17 protein-coding genes are annotated in these 14,065 nt (G+C 61.7%); 12 read left to right on the top strand and 5 right to left on the bottom strand.

Going from position 1 to position 14,065, the window contains the following annotated elements:
• Positions 1-2: 2 nt before the first annotated feature.
• Genes SPHS8_RS08930 through SPHS8_RS08940 form a run of 3 tightly spaced genes read left to right on the top strand, consistent with a single transcriptional unit; the run spans position 3 to position 1,733 of the window.
• Positions 3-695: a heme-copper oxidase subunit III family protein gene (locus SPHS8_RS08930; protein WP_201515213.1), complete on the top strand. Its 693-nt coding sequence runs from the start codon at positions 3-5 to the stop codon at positions 693-695.
• Between the two features lie 5 nt (positions 696-700).
• Positions 701-1,054: a cytochrome C oxidase subunit IV family protein gene (locus SPHS8_RS08935; protein ID WP_097090762.1), complete on the top strand. Its 354-nt coding sequence runs from the start codon at positions 701-703 to the stop codon at positions 1,052-1,054.
• Positions 1,055-1,058: 4 nt separating this feature from the next.
• On the top strand, positions 1,059-1,733 hold the full coding sequence (locus SPHS8_RS08940) for a c-type cytochrome (RefSeq protein WP_201515214.1): 675 nt from the start codon (positions 1,059-1,061) through the stop codon (positions 1,731-1,733).
• A gap of 9 nt (positions 1,734-1,742) precedes the next feature.
• Here the strand turns inward: SPHS8_RS08940 and SPHS8_RS08945 are convergent, their stop codons facing one another.
• Entirely contained in the window at positions 1,743-2,543 is an 801-nt protein-coding gene (locus SPHS8_RS08945) for a DUF2189 domain-containing protein (RefSeq protein WP_201515215.1), read from the bottom strand.
• A 313-nt stretch (positions 2,544-2,856) separates the two neighbouring features.
• Here SPHS8_RS08945 and katG point away from each other — a divergent pair, with 313 nt between their 5' ends.
• Complete coding sequence (gene katG, locus SPHS8_RS08950; protein WP_201515216.1) at positions 2,857-5,106, top strand: catalase/peroxidase HPI; 2,250 nt, start codon at positions 2,857-2,859, stop codon at positions 5,104-5,106.
• A gap of 56 nt (positions 5,107-5,162) precedes the next feature.
• Here katG and SPHS8_RS08955 read toward each other — a convergent pair whose 3' ends face one another.
• Positions 5,163-5,780: a hypothetical protein gene (locus SPHS8_RS08955; RefSeq protein WP_201515217.1), complete on the bottom strand. Its 618-nt coding sequence runs from the start codon at positions 5,778-5,780 to the stop codon at positions 5,163-5,165.
• Positions 5,781-5,953: 173 nt separating this feature from the next.
• Here SPHS8_RS08955 and SPHS8_RS08960 point away from each other — a divergent pair, with 173 nt between their 5' ends.
• From SPHS8_RS08960 to SPHS8_RS08970, 3 genes are read left to right on the top strand one after another with little or no spacing between them, the layout of a single operon-like run.
• On the top strand, positions 5,954-6,772 hold the full coding sequence (locus tag SPHS8_RS08960) for an alpha/beta fold hydrolase (protein WP_201515218.1): 819 nt from the start codon (positions 5,954-5,956) through the stop codon (positions 6,770-6,772).
• Positions 6,773-6,824: 52 nt separating this feature from the next.
• Entirely contained in the window at positions 6,825-7,115 is a 291-nt protein-coding gene (locus SPHS8_RS08965) for a hypothetical protein (protein WP_201515219.1), read from the top strand.
• Complete coding sequence (locus SPHS8_RS08970; protein WP_201515220.1) at positions 7,112-7,696, top strand: alpha-ketoglutarate-dependent dioxygenase AlkB; 585 nt, start codon at positions 7,112-7,114, stop codon at positions 7,694-7,696. Before SPHS8_RS08965 ends, SPHS8_RS08970 begins: the two co-directional genes overlap by 4 nt.
• A 213-nt stretch (positions 7,697-7,909) precedes the next feature.
• On the opposite strand, the gene SPHS8_RS08975 is transcribed toward SPHS8_RS08970, so the two are convergent.
• Positions 7,910-8,203 carry a hypothetical protein gene (locus SPHS8_RS08975; RefSeq protein ID WP_201515221.1) on the bottom strand — a complete coding sequence of 98 codons (294 nt, stop codon included), beginning with the start codon at positions 8,201-8,203 and terminating at the stop codon, positions 7,910-7,912.
• Between SPHS8_RS08975 and xth the strand changes: the two genes are divergently transcribed.
• The gene (xth, locus tag SPHS8_RS08980; RefSeq protein ID WP_201515222.1) at positions 8,202-8,990 is read left to right on the top strand and encodes an exodeoxyribonuclease III; all 789 of its coding nucleotides are present in this window, start codon (positions 8,202-8,204) and stop codon (positions 8,988-8,990) included. The genes SPHS8_RS08975 and xth overlap by 2 nt on opposite strands.
• The gene (locus tag SPHS8_RS08985) at positions 8,987-10,030 is read left to right on the top strand and encodes an ATP-dependent DNA ligase (protein WP_236575048.1); all 1,044 of its coding nucleotides are present in this window, start codon (positions 8,987-8,989) and stop codon (positions 10,028-10,030) included. The genes xth and SPHS8_RS08985 overlap by 4 nt, the downstream gene beginning before the upstream one ends.
• On the opposite strand, the gene SPHS8_RS08990 is transcribed toward SPHS8_RS08985, so the two are convergent.
• Positions 10,017-10,895: an oxygenase MpaB family protein gene (locus SPHS8_RS08990; protein ID WP_201515223.1), complete on the bottom strand. Its 879-nt coding sequence runs from the start codon at positions 10,893-10,895 to the stop codon at positions 10,017-10,019. The two genes, SPHS8_RS08985 and SPHS8_RS08990, sit on opposite strands and share 14 nt — an antisense overlap.
• A gap of 154 nt (positions 10,896-11,049) precedes the next feature.
• On the opposite strand from SPHS8_RS08990, the gene SPHS8_RS08995 reads away from it, so the two are divergent.
• The 3 genes from SPHS8_RS08995 (at position 11,050) to SPHS8_RS09005 (ending at position 13,557) form a co-directional block, all read left to right on the top strand.
• Positions 11,050-11,940, top strand: a complete 891-nt coding sequence (locus SPHS8_RS08995) for an iron-containing redox enzyme family protein (RefSeq protein WP_236575049.1) — start codon at positions 11,050-11,052, stop codon at positions 11,938-11,940.
• 5 nt (positions 11,941-11,945) lie between these two features.
• Entirely contained in the window at positions 11,946-12,257 is a 312-nt protein-coding gene (locus tag SPHS8_RS09000) for a response regulator (protein ID WP_201515225.1), read from the top strand.
• A 79-nt stretch (positions 12,258-12,336) separates the two neighbouring features.
• Positions 12,337-13,557, top strand: coding sequence for an MBL fold metallo-hydrolase (locus SPHS8_RS09005; RefSeq protein WP_201515226.1), 1,221 nt, complete (start codon positions 12,337-12,339; stop codon positions 13,555-13,557).
• A 1-nt stretch (position 13,558) separates the two neighbouring features.
• On the opposite strand, the gene SPHS8_RS09010 is transcribed toward SPHS8_RS09005, so the two are convergent.
• Entirely contained in the window at positions 13,559-14,032 is a 474-nt protein-coding gene (locus SPHS8_RS09010) for a hypothetical protein (protein ID WP_097090748.1), read from the bottom strand.
• Positions 14,033-14,065 lie beyond the last annotated feature (33 nt).

The following is a 14,065-nucleotide window of genomic DNA, read 5'->3' on the forward strand; positions in this document are numbered from 1 at the left end:
CCATGGCTCACACAGTATCCGACGGAAGAGACAGGGAGATCATCACGCCCGCGCTGCGGGAAATCGTCGCGGATTGGTCGGCCGATCAGGAAGTCTTTCGCCATACCCACTGGGGCAAGGCGATGATGTGGATATTCCTGCTGTCGGATACCTTCATCTTCTCCTGCTTCCTCACAGGCTACATGACGATGCGCGCGTCAGCGGTGGAGCCATGGCCCAATACCGCCGAAGTATTCGCCCTGACAATCGGTGGTCAGGACATTCCGCTCATCCTCATCGCGATCATGACCTTTGTCCTCATCAGTTCCAGCGGTACGATGGCAATGGCGGTCAATTTCGGTTATCGCCAGGACAAGCGCAAAACAGCCATATTGATGCTGCTCACCGCTTTGTTCGGCGCGGCCTTCGTCGGCATGCAGGCTTTTGAATGGACCAAGCTGATCCACGAAGGCGTTCGCCCGTGGAGCAACCCCATGGGGGCGCCGCAATTTGGGGCGAGCTTCTTCATGATCACCGGCTTTCACGGCCTGCACGTGACCTGCGGCGTCATCCTGCTGCTGATCATCGCGTCCAAGGTCGCGCGCGGCCATTATGACCGCGCCGGTGACTATAGCGCGGTCGAGATAGCGGGGCTCTACTGGCACTTCGTCGACCTTGTGTGGGTCTTCATCTTCGCCTTCTTCTACCTGTGGTGACGCCCATGAAGCATGAGATACCAGGCAGCGAAGCCTCGCTAGTCCATGAAGGGCAGCATCACCCCATCAGCCTTTACCTGAAGGTCTGGGGCTATCTGTTCGTGCTGAGCGCCATGTCCTACATGGTGGACTATATGCATGTGCAGGGGATCGTCCGATGGACGCTTATCATCCTCTTCATGCTGCTGAAGGCAGGGCTGATCCTGTCGATCTTCATGCATCTCGCCTGGGAAAGGCTGTCGCTGATCTACGCAATCCTGGTGCCGCCGCTGGTATTGCTGGTGCTGGTGCGGATCATGACGATCGAAGCCGACTACGCCTTTTGGACGCGGGCGATCTTCATGGGCGGGGGAGGATGAAGCCATGAACCGCGTGCGCTGGTTGGTGACGGGACTGTGTGTCGCAGGCGCGGCAGGCGCGCTCTGGAGCCTCAACTGGTTCGCGGGACAGCTATATCCCAATGGCGATGCGGGCACCCTCGCCTACAAACCGGGCGAGGACATGCCGCCGCGCATCGACATGGCGTCCGTCCAGCGCGACTGGCCCGCGAGTCTTCTCGATCCAGGCGAAGGCAAGCGACTGATAGCCTATCATCGCGACATGCGCGGTAAGACGCCCGCGCCTGCCTCCAGCGCAGGCGGTGCGCCTGCCCCGGCAACCTTGGATCTTGGCACCTTGCTGGCGAGTGCCGACGCCAATTCGGGCAAGGCGAAGATGCAGCTTTGCGCCAGTTGCCATGATTTGGGCCAGGGCGGCCCAAACCGGATCGGACCCAATCTCTGGGGTGTGGTCGGGCGGCCGGTCGCAAGCCATGCAGGCTTTGCCTATTCTCCGGCGATGAAGGCCCATGGGGGAAGCTGGACCTATGACAAGCTGTTCGAGTTCCTCGCCTCCCCCGCGCGCGACATTCCGGGAACCAAGATGAGCTTTGCAGGCCTGCGCCGCCCCGAAGATCGCGCAGCCGTCATCAAATATCTTGCCAGCCTCGGGAATGGAGGGCCGCCGCTACCAGCGCCGTCCCCACAAGCCGGGCAGTGAGGGGCCGCCTTACCGGACGACCGCGCGGGTATAGAGATGCCAGGTAGCGTATCCGAGCACCGGCAGCACGACGGCAAGCCCGACAAGTCCCGGCAGCGCACCCAGGATCAGCAACGCTACGACTATCAGTCCCCATGTGGCGACGGTGACGGGATTTTCCCTGGTGACGCGCACCGATGTGCGCAACGCGTTGCCCCAGCTTACCTGTCTGTCGACGATCATCGGAAAGGACACGACGCTGACCGCCAGCGTCACCATCGCAAAGGCCAGACCGACAAGATTGCCGATGATGATCATCTGCCAGCCTTCGGCCGTCCCGAACACCGCGCTCACGAACGCGCCAAGCGATGAAATCGCCTCAGGACCGAACCTGCCCACCGTCGAATTATAGATGAACCACGCCGCGGCGAGCCACGCGAGGAACAGCAGGGCGGTGATGCTGGTAAGGTCGAAAAGCGACGGCGCGGACGGTCCGCGCACGACATCCAGGAAATGCCGCCAGCGCGAGTCGAGGCCATGCTCCCTGCGCCGGGCAAGCTCATAGAAGCCGCTGGCCAAAGCAGGACTGAACAGGACCGAGCCTGCAAGAAGCGGGAACAGCAGCGGCAGGATCGATACGCGGCTGGCGATCAGGATGGCGAACAGCACGACCACCGGATAGATCAGCCCAATGAAGATGAGGTCGCCGCGCTTGGCCTGAAAATCTTCCCAGCCCTGCCGCAGCGCGATCCGCAGGTCGTCAAAGCCGATCCTGCGAATTTCATGATCTTCCCGGCCGCGTGGAACATCAGCCGAATGCGTGATCGCCATGCTCGCTCTCCCTCGCGAAGTCACCATGACGGACGCTCAAGCTTCCTTACCCTCAGTCGGGACTGGTGACGGAGGCGGCCTGTTGACCTGCGCAGCGCATCGTCTCGGCATGAGGAGCGCCTCATGGCCATGTGCCGCAGATTACACCAAAGCGTCACGAAGCGGAACCAAAAAGCAGCTTCGTACCTTGGCCGGGCATAGTTAGCACCGCGGCACTGATCGCTTTTGTCGATCGCTCTGACCGATCTTAATCGCTTCCGTAACTATCGCGTCGAGCCTAGCCTACCCCCTGTATTCAAGAGGAGAGCCAATCATGGACGCAAAAACTGGTGGAAGCCCGCTGAGCTGCCCGATGAAGGAACCGGCCGCGCTCCGGTCACTGCTCGGACGCACCAACCGCGACTGGTGGCCGAACCAATTATCTCTCGAAATCCTTCATCAAAATGGCGCACACGCCAATCCGATGGGGGACTCTTTCGATTATGCGAAGGAGTTCGCCAGTCTCGATCTGGAAGCGGTCAAGAAGGACCTGCACGCGCTGATGACCGACAGCCAGCCCTGGTGGCCGGCCGATTATGGGCATTATGGCCCCTTCTTCATCCGCATGGCGTGGCACAGCGCAGGCACTTACCGCACCGGCGACGGGCGCGGCGGCGCGTCTTCGGGCGGGCAGCGTTTCGCGCCGCTCAACAGTTGGCCTGACAACGCCAATCTGGACAAGGCGCGCCGCCTGCTCTGGCCCATCAAGCAGAAATATGGCCGCAAGCTGTCCTGGGCGGACCTGATGATCCTGACGGGCAATGTTGCGATCGAATCCATGGGCGGGCCCGTCTTCGGCTTCGGCGGCGGACGCGAAGATGTGTGGGAACCGGAAAAGGACATTTATTGGGGCACGGAAGAACAGTGGGTCGGGCATGCAGACAACCAGACCCGCATTCAGCCCGACAAGGAAATGGCGCTGGAAGAACCGCTCGCGGCGATCCAGATGGGCCTCATCTACGTCAACCCTGAAGGACCGGGCGGCAACCCCGACCCGCTCCAATCGGCACGCGACATTCGCGAAACCTTCGCACGCATGGGCATGAATGACGAAGAGACGCTGGCGCTTACCGCTGGCGGTCACACCTTCGGCAAGGCGCATGGCGCAGGCGATGCTGCGAAGATCGGGGCAGAACCGGAAGGCGCAGACATAGCGCAGCAGGGGCTCGGCTGGCAGAGTGGGCATGAAAGCGGCCTTGGCGATCACACGATCACCAGCGGGATCGAAGGCGCATGGACGCCGACGCCCATCCAGTGGGACATGAGCTTCTTTCACATGCTGCTAGACTATGACTATGAACTGGTGAAGAGCCCCGCGGGCGCGCATCAGTGGCAGCCCGTCAACCAGAAGCCCGAAGACATGGCGCCGGGCGCGCATAGCCCCGACAAGCGATTGCCGACGATGATGACCACCGCCGACATGGCGTTCAGGGAAGACCCGGAATATCGCAGGATCGCCGAACGCTTCCGCAATGATCCGGACGCATTCGCCGATGCCTTTGCGCGCGCCTGGTTCAAGCTGTGCCATCGCGACATGGGCCCCAAGAGCCGTTACCTCGGGAGCGATGTTCCTGCCGAAGACCTGATCTGGCAGGACCCGATCCCGGCCGCGGACTATGCCCAGATCGAGCAGGCCGATATCGCCGCGCTGAAACAGGAGATCGCGTCTTCCGGACTGACTGTGTCCGAACTTGTGCAGACGGCGTGGGCGTCGGCATCCACTTTCCGCGGATCGGACAAGCGCGGCGGCGCCAATGGCGGCCGCATCCGCCTCGCGCCGCAAAAGGATTGGGAGGTGAACCAGCCCGATCAGCTGGCCCGCGTGCTTGGCGTGCTGGAAGGCATCAAGGCCGGGTTCGACGGCGCCGCATCTGGTGGCAAGAAAGTCAGCATCGCAGACCTCATCGTGCTGGGTGGAAGTGTCGGCATCGAACAGGCGGCGAAGGACGCCGGGCATGATGTGACCGTGCCGTTCACACCGGGCCGCACCGACGCGTCGCAGGAACAGACCGATGTCGATGGCTTCGCCGTACTCGAGCCGAAGGTGGACGGCTTCCGCAACTATCTGCCGGTCAGCTATCGCGTGCCGGTGGAAGAACTGCTGATCGATCGCGCCAACCTGCTGCGGCTGAGCGCACCTCAGATGACGGTACTGGTCGGCGGGCTGCGCGTGCTTGGGGTCAGCCATGGTGGATCGAAGCATGGCGTGTTCACGGATCGGCCGGGGCAGCTTACCAACGACTTTTTCGTCAACCTGCTCGACATGGGCACGGCGTGGAAGGCGGAAAGCGACAAGGGCGATGTCTTCATCGGCACCTGCCGCAATTCTGGCGAGCAGAAGTGGACGGGCACGCGCGTCGACCTGGTTTTCGGATCGAACTCGCAACTGCGCGCCTTGTCGGAAGCCTATGCTTCCGCCGATGCGGACAGGAAGTTCGTCGATGACTTCGTCAACGCTTGGGTCAAGGTGATGGATGCCGATCGCTTCGACCTTCGCCGGTCGGGTCTGACAGCCACCGCCTGAGCATGAAGCCGCCGCAGTCTTCCCAAGGGGAACTGCGGCGGCAACTTGCCGTCAGATCAATGAAGATCGCGACGGCCATAGTCGGGCTCGCCGAACCGGCTGGGCCGCGTCATGTGCGACATGCCGTTGGGCTCTCCAGGCTCGTGCACAAGCTCTTCAAACAGGGCGCGATAATGGATCATCGCCTGGCGCAGATCTTCGGTATCGGCCTCGCCACGCGCGTGACGGATCGCGATGTCGTGCGCTGAACGATAATTTTGCACCACTTCGGGATGATCCACCGAGAGGTCGGCCGAGCGCCGGTCGAAGTCGGCAATTGGATAGCCGCGCGCTTCCATGACTTCCGTCAGCAGCACGTCGGCGCGCGAAACCGCGCCCTGCGGATCATCGACGAACTGGTTCTGCACCTTCATCCAGCCATCGTTGAACATGTCGATCTGCTGCGGCGAAAGACGGCGCAGCGAAAAGCTCGCAACGCGCTTTTCCCTCTCCTGCAATTCTGCTTCGGCTCTGCGCGAGCTTCCCGTTTCCTCGACGGTGCGCGCATATTCAGACCCGAATTTCGACCGCAGATTGGCGCGCTGCCTGTTGCGCATGATCAACACAGCTATTCCGGCCAGCAGGACAAGGACGACCAGTCCCAAGCCGATTTCCAGCGGAGTGAGCGTCACCATGACATCTCCTTGGCCTGTGTGTTAGGCCGATTATGGCGCCCGCCGCTCTATGCTGTTCAACCGGGATGGAGGGTCATGGTTCCCCAACGGCGCGCAGAGCGGATCGATGGAGCGTACGGAACGATACGCGGCGCCACCGGTTGCGGTCACTTCCTAGTAGAAGGAGTGGCTCCATGCATATCGAAACCTCCGAAGGTCATGTCATCCATGTGAAGGACATGGGTTCGGGCCACCCGGTGATCCTGATCCACGGCTGGCCGCTGACCGGCGACATGTGGGAATATCAGACGCTGGCGCTGCTCGAAGCGGGCTATCGGGTGATTACCTACGACCGTCGCGGTTTCGGGCAGTCGGGGCATCCTGCGGACGGCTATAATTATGATGTTTTCGCCGCCGACCTTGCGGCCGTCATCGACAAGGTGGGCGCACCCAAGGTGTCGCTCGTCGGCTTTTCCATGGGCGGTGGCGAAATCGCTCGCTATCTCTCGCGCTTTGGATCGGCGAAGGTGGACAGGGTCGCGCTGGTCGGTTCGGTCGTTCCCTACATGCTGAAGGATGACAGCAACCCCGACGGCGTCGATGATTCCGTGTTCGACCAATTGCAGGCACAGGTGCGGGAGGACCGTTTCGCTTTCCTGCAAAGCTTCGCCAAGACATTCTACGGCATCGGCCTGGTATCCAAGCCGGTCAGCAACGGGCTGCTCGACTGGACCTTTGCCCTCGCGATCATGGCGAGCCCCAAGGCGACGGTCGATTGCATCAACGCTTTCGGCCGCACCGACTTCCGGCCGGACCTTCCCGCGTTCGACATTCCGACGCTCATTATCCACGGAACCAGCGACAAGACGGTGCCGATCGATCCCACCGGACGAGCAGCGGCGGCTGCCATTCCGGGCGCGCAACTGATCGAATATGATGGCGAACCACATGGCCTGTTCGCGACCGCGCCGGACCGGCTGAACGCCGATCTGCTGGACTTCCTCGCCCGTTGAACAGCCTTGCCCCGGACGTGGAACTCACGATCGGGGCACGACTTTACCCACTATGGTGAAGGCCAATCCATTCAGCCTCATGATCGACAGCTGGCAGCTGGGGGTAGAGGCATGGATGGTGATCGCCCTGCGGATACCGAAGCTGCTGGCGGGCAATTCCGCTGCAGCGCGGGAGGCCCATCTTATGGTTGCCGAGAAGATAGAAGCGGTCGGCGCGCTGCAGTGGAAAGCGCTCACCGGCACTCTTGGCACTGATCCTGACGCAGCCATGCGCAACTCCATCGCCCATTACCGCAAGGCGGTGGCCCGCAATCAACGGCGGCTTTCCCGGCGTAGAAAATGACGCAGACCAACCTGTTCGAAACGCCTCTCATTCCCGGGCTCGATTACCGGGACGACATGCTGGACCCTGACGAAGAGTCGATGCTCATCACAAAGATCGATGAGCTGCCTCTGACGCCCTTCCGCTTTCAGGGATGGACCGGCAAAAGGCTGACGCTGTCGCTTGGCTGGACCTATGACTTCGACAATGGCCGATTTGGCCCGAGCGAGCCGATCCCGCCCTGGCTCCGGCCGATCAAGGCGCGGGCAGCATCCTTCGCAGGGCTGGCGGATGCCGACCTCGTCCAGGCTTTGTTGATCCGCTACGATCCGGGCGCTGGTATAGGCTGGCACCGGGACCGTCCGGTCTTCGAACATGTTGTTGGCATTTCCTTGGGCAGAGCCACCACATTGCGCTTCCGCAGGCGGACGGCAAAAGGCTTCGATCGCATCTCGCTACCGGTGTCACGCAGATCCATATATCATCTCTCAGGCGAAGCACGGCATGCGTGGGAGCATAGCATCGCGGGCATGGACACGCGCCGCTGGTCGATCACCTTCCGGTCGCTCTCCACGAAGGCCGCGGTAATGGCACGCAACTGACCCCTTGTTCTCGCCGTTCGGGCACCCATATCGCGGTCATCGTCAACAACGGAAAGGAGGTGGTCTGATGTCTCATTGTCATATGCCGATCACGGCAGAAATGAAGAGCCTGACCTCCGCCGCGGGGGTCCGCCTCTTCTGAGCGCGTCCAATCGGCTGACAATGGAAAGGCCGTCCGGAATCAACCGGGCGGCCTTTTGATTTGGGCGGCTTCTAGAAGCCTTCCGTTCCCTTGTGGTCGCCAAATCCTGCCGAGCGCAGTTCTTCCTGATCTTTCTCCGCCTTCTCTTGAGCGTCGGCAATCTGCTTCCGCTCCTTCTCCGTTGGCGGCTGCGGCTTGGGCGACGCCTTTTTGACGATCTCGGTTTCGTTGGTCGGACATTCGTTCTGGTCGTGGTCCACGTCATTCGCTCCTTGGATGCCTTGGCGAAAGAACGGGCTGGCGACGGCGTCGTTCCTGCCCTCGTCGAACCAATCGAGCCGCGGAGCGTCTTGCTGAAAAGACATGAAGATCGCGACTTACAATGTGAACGGCGTCAATGGACGTCTTCCCGTGCTGCTGCGATGGCTGGAGCAGGCCGAGCCAGACATTGTGTGCCTGCAGGAGCTGAAGGCGCCGCAGGAGAATTTTCCCGAGCGGGCGATCCGATATGCGGGATATGATGCAATATGGCACGGGCAGAGCCGGTGGAACGGGGTCGCGATCCTTAGCCGTGTTGGCGCCATTCATGAAACGCGGCGTGGACTGCCGGGCGACTCCGACGATGTGCAGAGCCGCTACATCGAAGCAGCGGTGAATGGGGTCCTCATTGCCTGCCTCTACCTTCCGAACGGCAATCCTCGCCCTGGCCCCAAATTCGATTTCAAGCTGCGCTGGTTCGATCGGCTGCACAGCCATATGGCTTCGCTCATTGATGTCGACGCGCCGGTGGTCATCGCTGGCGATTATAATGTGATGCCGACTGACCTTGACGTTTATGTTCCCGATCGGTGGCGCGACGATGCCCTGTTCGCCCCGGAGGTGCGCGCTGCCTACCAACGCCTCCTCGATCAGGGATGGAGCGATGCGATACGGCAACTGCATCCGGATGAGGTGATCTACAGTTTCTGGAAATATTGGCGTGGCTCCTTCGAGCGCAATGCTGGTCTGCGGATCGATCACGCACTGCTGAACCCGGTGGCGTCAGCCAAGCTGGTCGCCGCCGAAGTCGACACCCGGCCTCGCGCCTGGGAAAAGACGAGCGACCATGCGCCCGTGGTGATCACGCTGGATATGAGCGGAGAGGAGCCATGACCGGAGCGGAAGACCCGATGGAGCTTGCCTTGCCGCTGCCGATGGAGGCGCGGCTCGTATCCGAACTTCCGACGCCTCCGGGATGGCAATATGAACCCAAATGGGACGGCTTCCGCGCTGTCGTCGGCCGTGACGGCGGGCAAGCCGACATACGGTCAAAATCCGGCAAGTCGCTGGCACGCTTCTTTCCGGAGATCATTGATGCCCTGCTTGCAACGGCCGAGAGCCGCTATGTGCTGGACGGCGAGTTGATCCTGCCCGTGGAAGGCGTTCTTTCCTTCGATGCTTTGCAGCAAAGGCTGCACCCAGCGGAAAGCAGAATTATGCGCCTGTCCCGCGAAACTCCGGCGCAGCTGATGCTGTTCGATTGCCTGTCGCTGGGGCGGAGCGACCTGATGGACTCTCCCTTGCACGAACGCCGCGCGGCCTTGGAGCGCTTTCACGCAAAGAATGGGACAAAAACGCTGCTCCTGTCGCCCGCAAGTAAACGGATCGAGGATGCCGACCGCTGGCTGGAAGGAAGCGGCGGCGCGCTGGATGGCATTATCGCCAAGCCATTAGATGCGCCCTATCGCTCCGGCGAACGCGCCATGATGAAGATGAAAAATTACCGCAGCGCCGATTGCGTGGTCGGCGGATTCCGCCGCACGGCTGATCGTGGCGGCGCTGCATCCCTGCTGCTGGGGCTCTATGATGAAGCAGGCAAGCTCAACCATGTCGGCTTCACCTCCGCGTTCAAGGCGGATGAGCGCCCCCATCTGCTGAAACGCCTTGAACCGCTTGCCGGTGGCTCCGGCTTCACCGGCAAGGCGCCCGGTGGCCCGAGCCGCTGGAACAGGGGCGAGGAGAGCGCCTGGGATCCGCTGAGTCCCGAATTGGTGGTGGAGGTCATCTACGATCAGGTGACCGGAGGGCGCTTTCGCCACGGCACCCGCTTCCTGCGCTGGCGTCCCGACAAAGCACCGCGCCAATGCACATGCGACCAGTTGCGAGCGGAACTGCGCCCAGCCGAGATCAATCAGCTGCTTAGGCTTGACTGACCCGCCGCTCAGCCCGGCTCGCAGCGCCGCCGTCCAGCGCCCAGCGCATGAGAAGCCCCATCCCCGCCAGCTGCGCCCGTGTCACATGGCGGCCAGGCCCCAGCTCAAAGCCATGCATGCGCGCTGCCCAAGGCGGCAGCAGATCGATCGCCGCGTCGATCGCAACCTTGCTGAAGGGCGCGTTGAGCAAGCCCGGCGTGGGTTCGGCCAGGAGGGACACAATCTCCCTCGTCCGCTCATCGCTGCGAAGCTGCGGCCGCATGGCGGATAGATATTCCCGCACTTGCGCAACAGTGCGAGGGACGGGCGCAGCACCCAGCCGTTCGGCAAGACCGGCCATTTCCCCGTAATAGCGGTTCTGCTCCCGCAGGCTTAGAATAGGCGCCCGGTAGCGGCGATAGGCCGTGAGGAAGCAATAGACCTCTGCGACGTGGACCCAGCGCAACAACTGCGGATCGCTCGCGCGATAATGGGTTCCATCCGGCAGTTCCCCCTCCACCCGATCATGCACGGCGCGGACATGCGCGATCAGGCGTTCGGCTTCGGCGGTCGCGCCATAGGTCGTGCCCGCGATGAACTGAGCCGTCCGCCGCAACCGCCCGCTACGATCCTCTCGAAAGCGGCTATGGTCCCATATTCCAGCGAGCGCAGCAGGATGAAGCATCTGAAGCAGGAGCGCGGCGATGCCGCCGGTCATCATGCTCGTGAAATCCTGATGCACGCGCCACGCCATGGATTGCGGCCCGAACAGCCCCTGGTCACCAAGGGGCGTGTCGAGGTTGATCCTTTCTCCCCCAGACCCGAAGACCTTGGCGACATTGTGCTGGACCATCTGCCGTAGCACGCGATGAGGTAGCAGCAGCATGAAAATCCTCCTGCCGCGACAAACGCGTAAATCGGCGAGTCGATGCCAATTTGATTGGGCAAACGCCAGGATACTGATCCCGATTAGGCATTTTAAAGGGAACGTCACGCCCTCCCCTGAATTGAACAGGGGTACAATCAGGAGAGCATTTTCCGTGGCTACCCGTTTCATCGCACCCGAGTGCGAGTCGCAATTTCTTCAACAAAGTTTTCAGCAGCGCCTCAGTCATTGGAATCGGCAACGGCTCGCGCCGTCCTATCCGGAGGATTGGGAAAGCCGGTTCCGCCAGGACGAAGCCATGCTCCGCCTGGAACATGGCTTCATGGAAGAGCTACGCGCCATGGTCCGTGATCGTGCTGCACAAGCTCCGACCGATCCAGAAGGCTTCATCCAATGGTTCGAAGCGCTCGAACAAACCGGCCCCGGTCAGCATGATGCGCTGTTCCCATGGCTCGCCGACCACGCGTCCCGGGACGAAATCCGCTGGTTCCTGACGCAGGAGGCGGCAGGCGAGGCTGGCTTTGACGATCTCGTCGCATTGACGCAAGTCAAGCTGCCAGACTCCGCCAAGTTGGAACTCGCGCGCAATTATTGGGATGAAATGGGGCGCGGCCAGGAGAAGGGCATGCATGGCCCCATGCTTGCGCAGCTGGTCACGACACTCGAACTGACACCGACGATCGAGACCACGGTCTGGGAAAGCCTGGCGCTCGCCAACGCGATGACCGCGATGGCGACGCAGCGATGCTACGCCTGGCACAGCGTCGGCGCGCTGGGCGCGATCGAACTAACCGCGCCCGGTCGATCGGCGCACACCGCTCGCGCCTTGCGACGAATTGGGCTCAGCCAGTCCGAGCGACGATATTTCGATCTGCATGCGGTGCTGGACGTCAAGCATAGCCGGGACTGGAACGAACTGGCGATCAAGCCGCTGGTCGCGGAAGACCCCCGCCGCGCGACCGCCATAGCAGAGGGCGCGTTGATCCGCCTGAGTTGCGGCGAACGCTGCTTCAACCGCTACCGCAGCCATTTCGGCCTGGAGTAAGGCAGATGCCGAAACCAAATGGTCGTATTCTGGTCGTCGAAGACGATCCCAAACTTGCCGGCATGATGGTCGATCTGCTGCTGGCGGAGGATTATGAGGTCGATGGGCCTTATACCAGCGTCAGCGATGGCATGGCTGCTCTGGCCATGCATATGCCCGATGGCGCGGTGGTGGACCTGCATCGCCACAGCCGGAGCGAAAGTCTGTTGAAAGACGATCTGGAAGCCTATGCCATTCCCTTCCTGGAAGGCGAAAGCAGCGGGGCGCATGACCTTCAAAGGCGATTGCTACCCTGGCTGCGGCACATGCGTCATTGAGGCGGAACGCCGGAAGCGGCTCTTGCCGCGCGGCATATCAAGGCTATGACCCTGCATCGTGAACAGTGCAGGAGACGGCATGGGCCGCATCATCGGGAAACTCTTTCGCGGAGCGGGCGTAGCGCTGCTGTTCCTCGTCATCGCGCTTTGTCTTGCGATCACGATCATCCCGCCCTTCCTCGACCGCATCTATTATGACGGGCCAGTCAGCCGTCATTATGATGGCGAGCATTTCTTCAATCCCGATGGCGAAATCGAATTTTCCAGTCCTCCGGGAAAGAACCGGCGCGGATTTCTTCTCCGCTGGCTGACTGGGCAAGACGAGCGTGCCGAATGGCCCGCGGTGGTCGCTGTAGAGCCCACACGCCCCCCGGCATTCGCAGCGCCGCGGGGCATGCGGGCGACCTGGGTCGGCCACGCCACAGTGCTGGTGCAGGCGGCGGGCCTCAACATTCTTACCGACCCCATATGGTCCGACTATGCGAGCCCTTTTCCGCCACTGGGCCCGAAGCGCGTGGCGCAGCCGGGCATCAAGTTCGATGATCTGCCGAAAATCGATCTCATCATCGTCAGCCATAATCATTACGACCATATGGATATCCCCACGCTCAGGAGATTATGGGAGCGTGACCGGCCCAAGATCATCGTCAGCTTGGGGAATGAGCGCATCCTTAAGGACAAGGGCATTCCCGCAATCGCGCTCGATTGGGGCCAATCCGTGTCCGGCGCCGCCCTGAACAATCTGGGGACGCAAACGGTCATCCAGTGCGAAAATTACGAACATTGTCCCGACTATCGTGTCCATGTGCTGCGCAATCATCACTGGAGCAGCCGGTGGGGTACGGACCGCAACCGCGCTTTGTGGTCCAGCTTCCTGATCGAAACCCGTGCGGGCAACATCTTCTTCGCGGGCGACACGGGCGCTGGCGACATGGCATGGCCCGCAGAAGCCGCACGGATCGGGCCGATCCGCCTCGCGATGATCCCTATCGGCGCCTTTCGTTTCTGGCCGGGGCAGATGGAAGCGGACTCGCACATCGGGCCGCAGCGCGCGGTCGAGGTGTTCGAAAAGCTAAAGGCATCGACTGCAATCCCCATCCATTGGGGCACATTCCGACTGTCTTATGAAAAATGGGACACGCCGCCTCGCATGCTGGACCTGTTCCTCAAATGCGAAGGCATGGAACGGCACCGCTTTGCGCCGCTGCGCATCGGTCAATCCATTCAGGTGCCCGTCTATTCCGCCCCGCGCCAAGGGCCCAAAACATGCGACCAGCGCGCCATCCGGGCGCTGCAATAGGTCAGGCGGGCGCGCCTGCTTTCAACATGGCGCGCCAATTGTCCGTCGTCATCGCGGCCAGATATTCGGACTGCATCTCGGCAGTCAGCATCTCCATCATCTGCCGCCCTTCGATCCACAGTTCGATCACACCGAAGGCGCCGCCGCGCTTGCGATATTTGGCGGGCCACCCTTCCCGCCGCGCGATCCCCATGATCTCTTCGCGGGATAGCGGGGTGGCCAACGCGGCATGGGTGGCGGTGTAGCGGCTTTCACCAGTCCGCTCTCCAAAACTATCGGCGTCGCCTTCTTCCTCCCGCAGGACCGTATCGATCGGATAAACCTCTATCGCGGTGCCCCGGTCGTCGCCCGCAAAGGCGATCCAGCTACCAGGCGTGACTGGCGGGAAGTAAAAGGCCTCGCCGCGCCACATTTCCGCGATGACTTCTGCAACATGCTTGGGATCATGCGCGGCGATCGAAAGATGAAAGAGCATGTCTTAACCCTCCGCCATTCCGATGAATGCCGG

Origin of the sequence: Sphingobium sp. S6, assembly GCF_905120495.1 — a bacterium.
Classification (GTDB): domain Bacteria; phylum Pseudomonadota; class Alphaproteobacteria; order Sphingomonadales; family Sphingomonadaceae; genus Sphingobium; species Sphingobium agri.

What these genes read in the sequence shown, in the direction of transcription:
- xth (WP_201515222.1), top strand. Translation starts at nt 8,202, where the DNA reads ATGAAGATCGCGACTTACAATGTGAACGGCGTCAATGGACGTCTTCCC.
- SPHS8_RS08960 (WP_201515218.1), top strand. Translation starts at nt 5,954, where the DNA reads ATGCATATCGAAACCTCCGAAGGTCATGTCATCCATGTGAAGGACATG.
- SPHS8_RS08940 (WP_201515214.1), top strand. Translation starts at nt 1,059, where the DNA reads ATGAACCGCGTGCGCTGGTTGGTGACGGGACTGTGTGTCGCAGGCGCG.
- SPHS8_RS09010 (WP_097090748.1), bottom strand. Translation starts at nt 14,032, where the DNA reads ATGCTCTTTCATCTTTCGATCGCCGCGCATGATCCCAAGCATGTTGCA.
- SPHS8_RS08990 (WP_201515223.1), bottom strand. Translation starts at nt 10,895, where the DNA reads ATGCTGCTGCTACCTCATCGCGTGCTACGGCAGATGGTCCAGCACAAT.
- SPHS8_RS08985 (WP_236575048.1), top strand. Translation starts at nt 8,987, where the DNA reads ATGACCGGAGCGGAAGACCCGATGGAGCTTGCCTTGCCGCTGCCGATG.
- SPHS8_RS09005 (WP_201515226.1), top strand. Translation starts at nt 12,337, where the DNA reads ATGGGCCGCATCATCGGGAAACTCTTTCGCGGAGCGGGCGTAGCGCTG.
- SPHS8_RS08970 (WP_201515220.1), top strand. Translation starts at nt 7,112, where the DNA reads ATGACGCAGACCAACCTGTTCGAAACGCCTCTCATTCCCGGGCTCGAT.
- SPHS8_RS08965 (WP_201515219.1), top strand. Translation starts at nt 6,825, where the DNA reads ATGGTGAAGGCCAATCCATTCAGCCTCATGATCGACAGCTGGCAGCTG.
- SPHS8_RS08935 (WP_097090762.1), top strand. Translation starts at nt 701, where the DNA reads ATGAAGCATGAGATACCAGGCAGCGAAGCCTCGCTAGTCCATGAAGGG.
- katG (WP_201515216.1), top strand. Translation starts at nt 2,857, where the DNA reads ATGGACGCAAAAACTGGTGGAAGCCCGCTGAGCTGCCCGATGAAGGAA.
- SPHS8_RS08975 (WP_201515221.1), bottom strand. Translation starts at nt 8,203, where the DNA reads ATGTCTTTTCAGCAAGACGCTCCGCGGCTCGATTGGTTCGACGAGGGC.
- SPHS8_RS09000 (WP_201515225.1), top strand. Translation starts at nt 11,946, where the DNA reads ATGCCGAAACCAAATGGTCGTATTCTGGTCGTCGAAGACGATCCCAAA.
- SPHS8_RS08930 (WP_201515213.1), top strand. Translation starts at nt 3, where the DNA reads ATGGCTCACACAGTATCCGACGGAAGAGACAGGGAGATCATCACGCCC.
- SPHS8_RS08945 (WP_201515215.1), bottom strand. Translation starts at nt 2,543, where the DNA reads ATGGCGATCACGCATTCGGCTGATGTTCCACGCGGCCGGGAAGATCAT.
- SPHS8_RS08955 (WP_201515217.1), bottom strand. Translation starts at nt 5,780, where the DNA reads ATGGTGACGCTCACTCCGCTGGAAATCGGCTTGGGACTGGTCGTCCTT.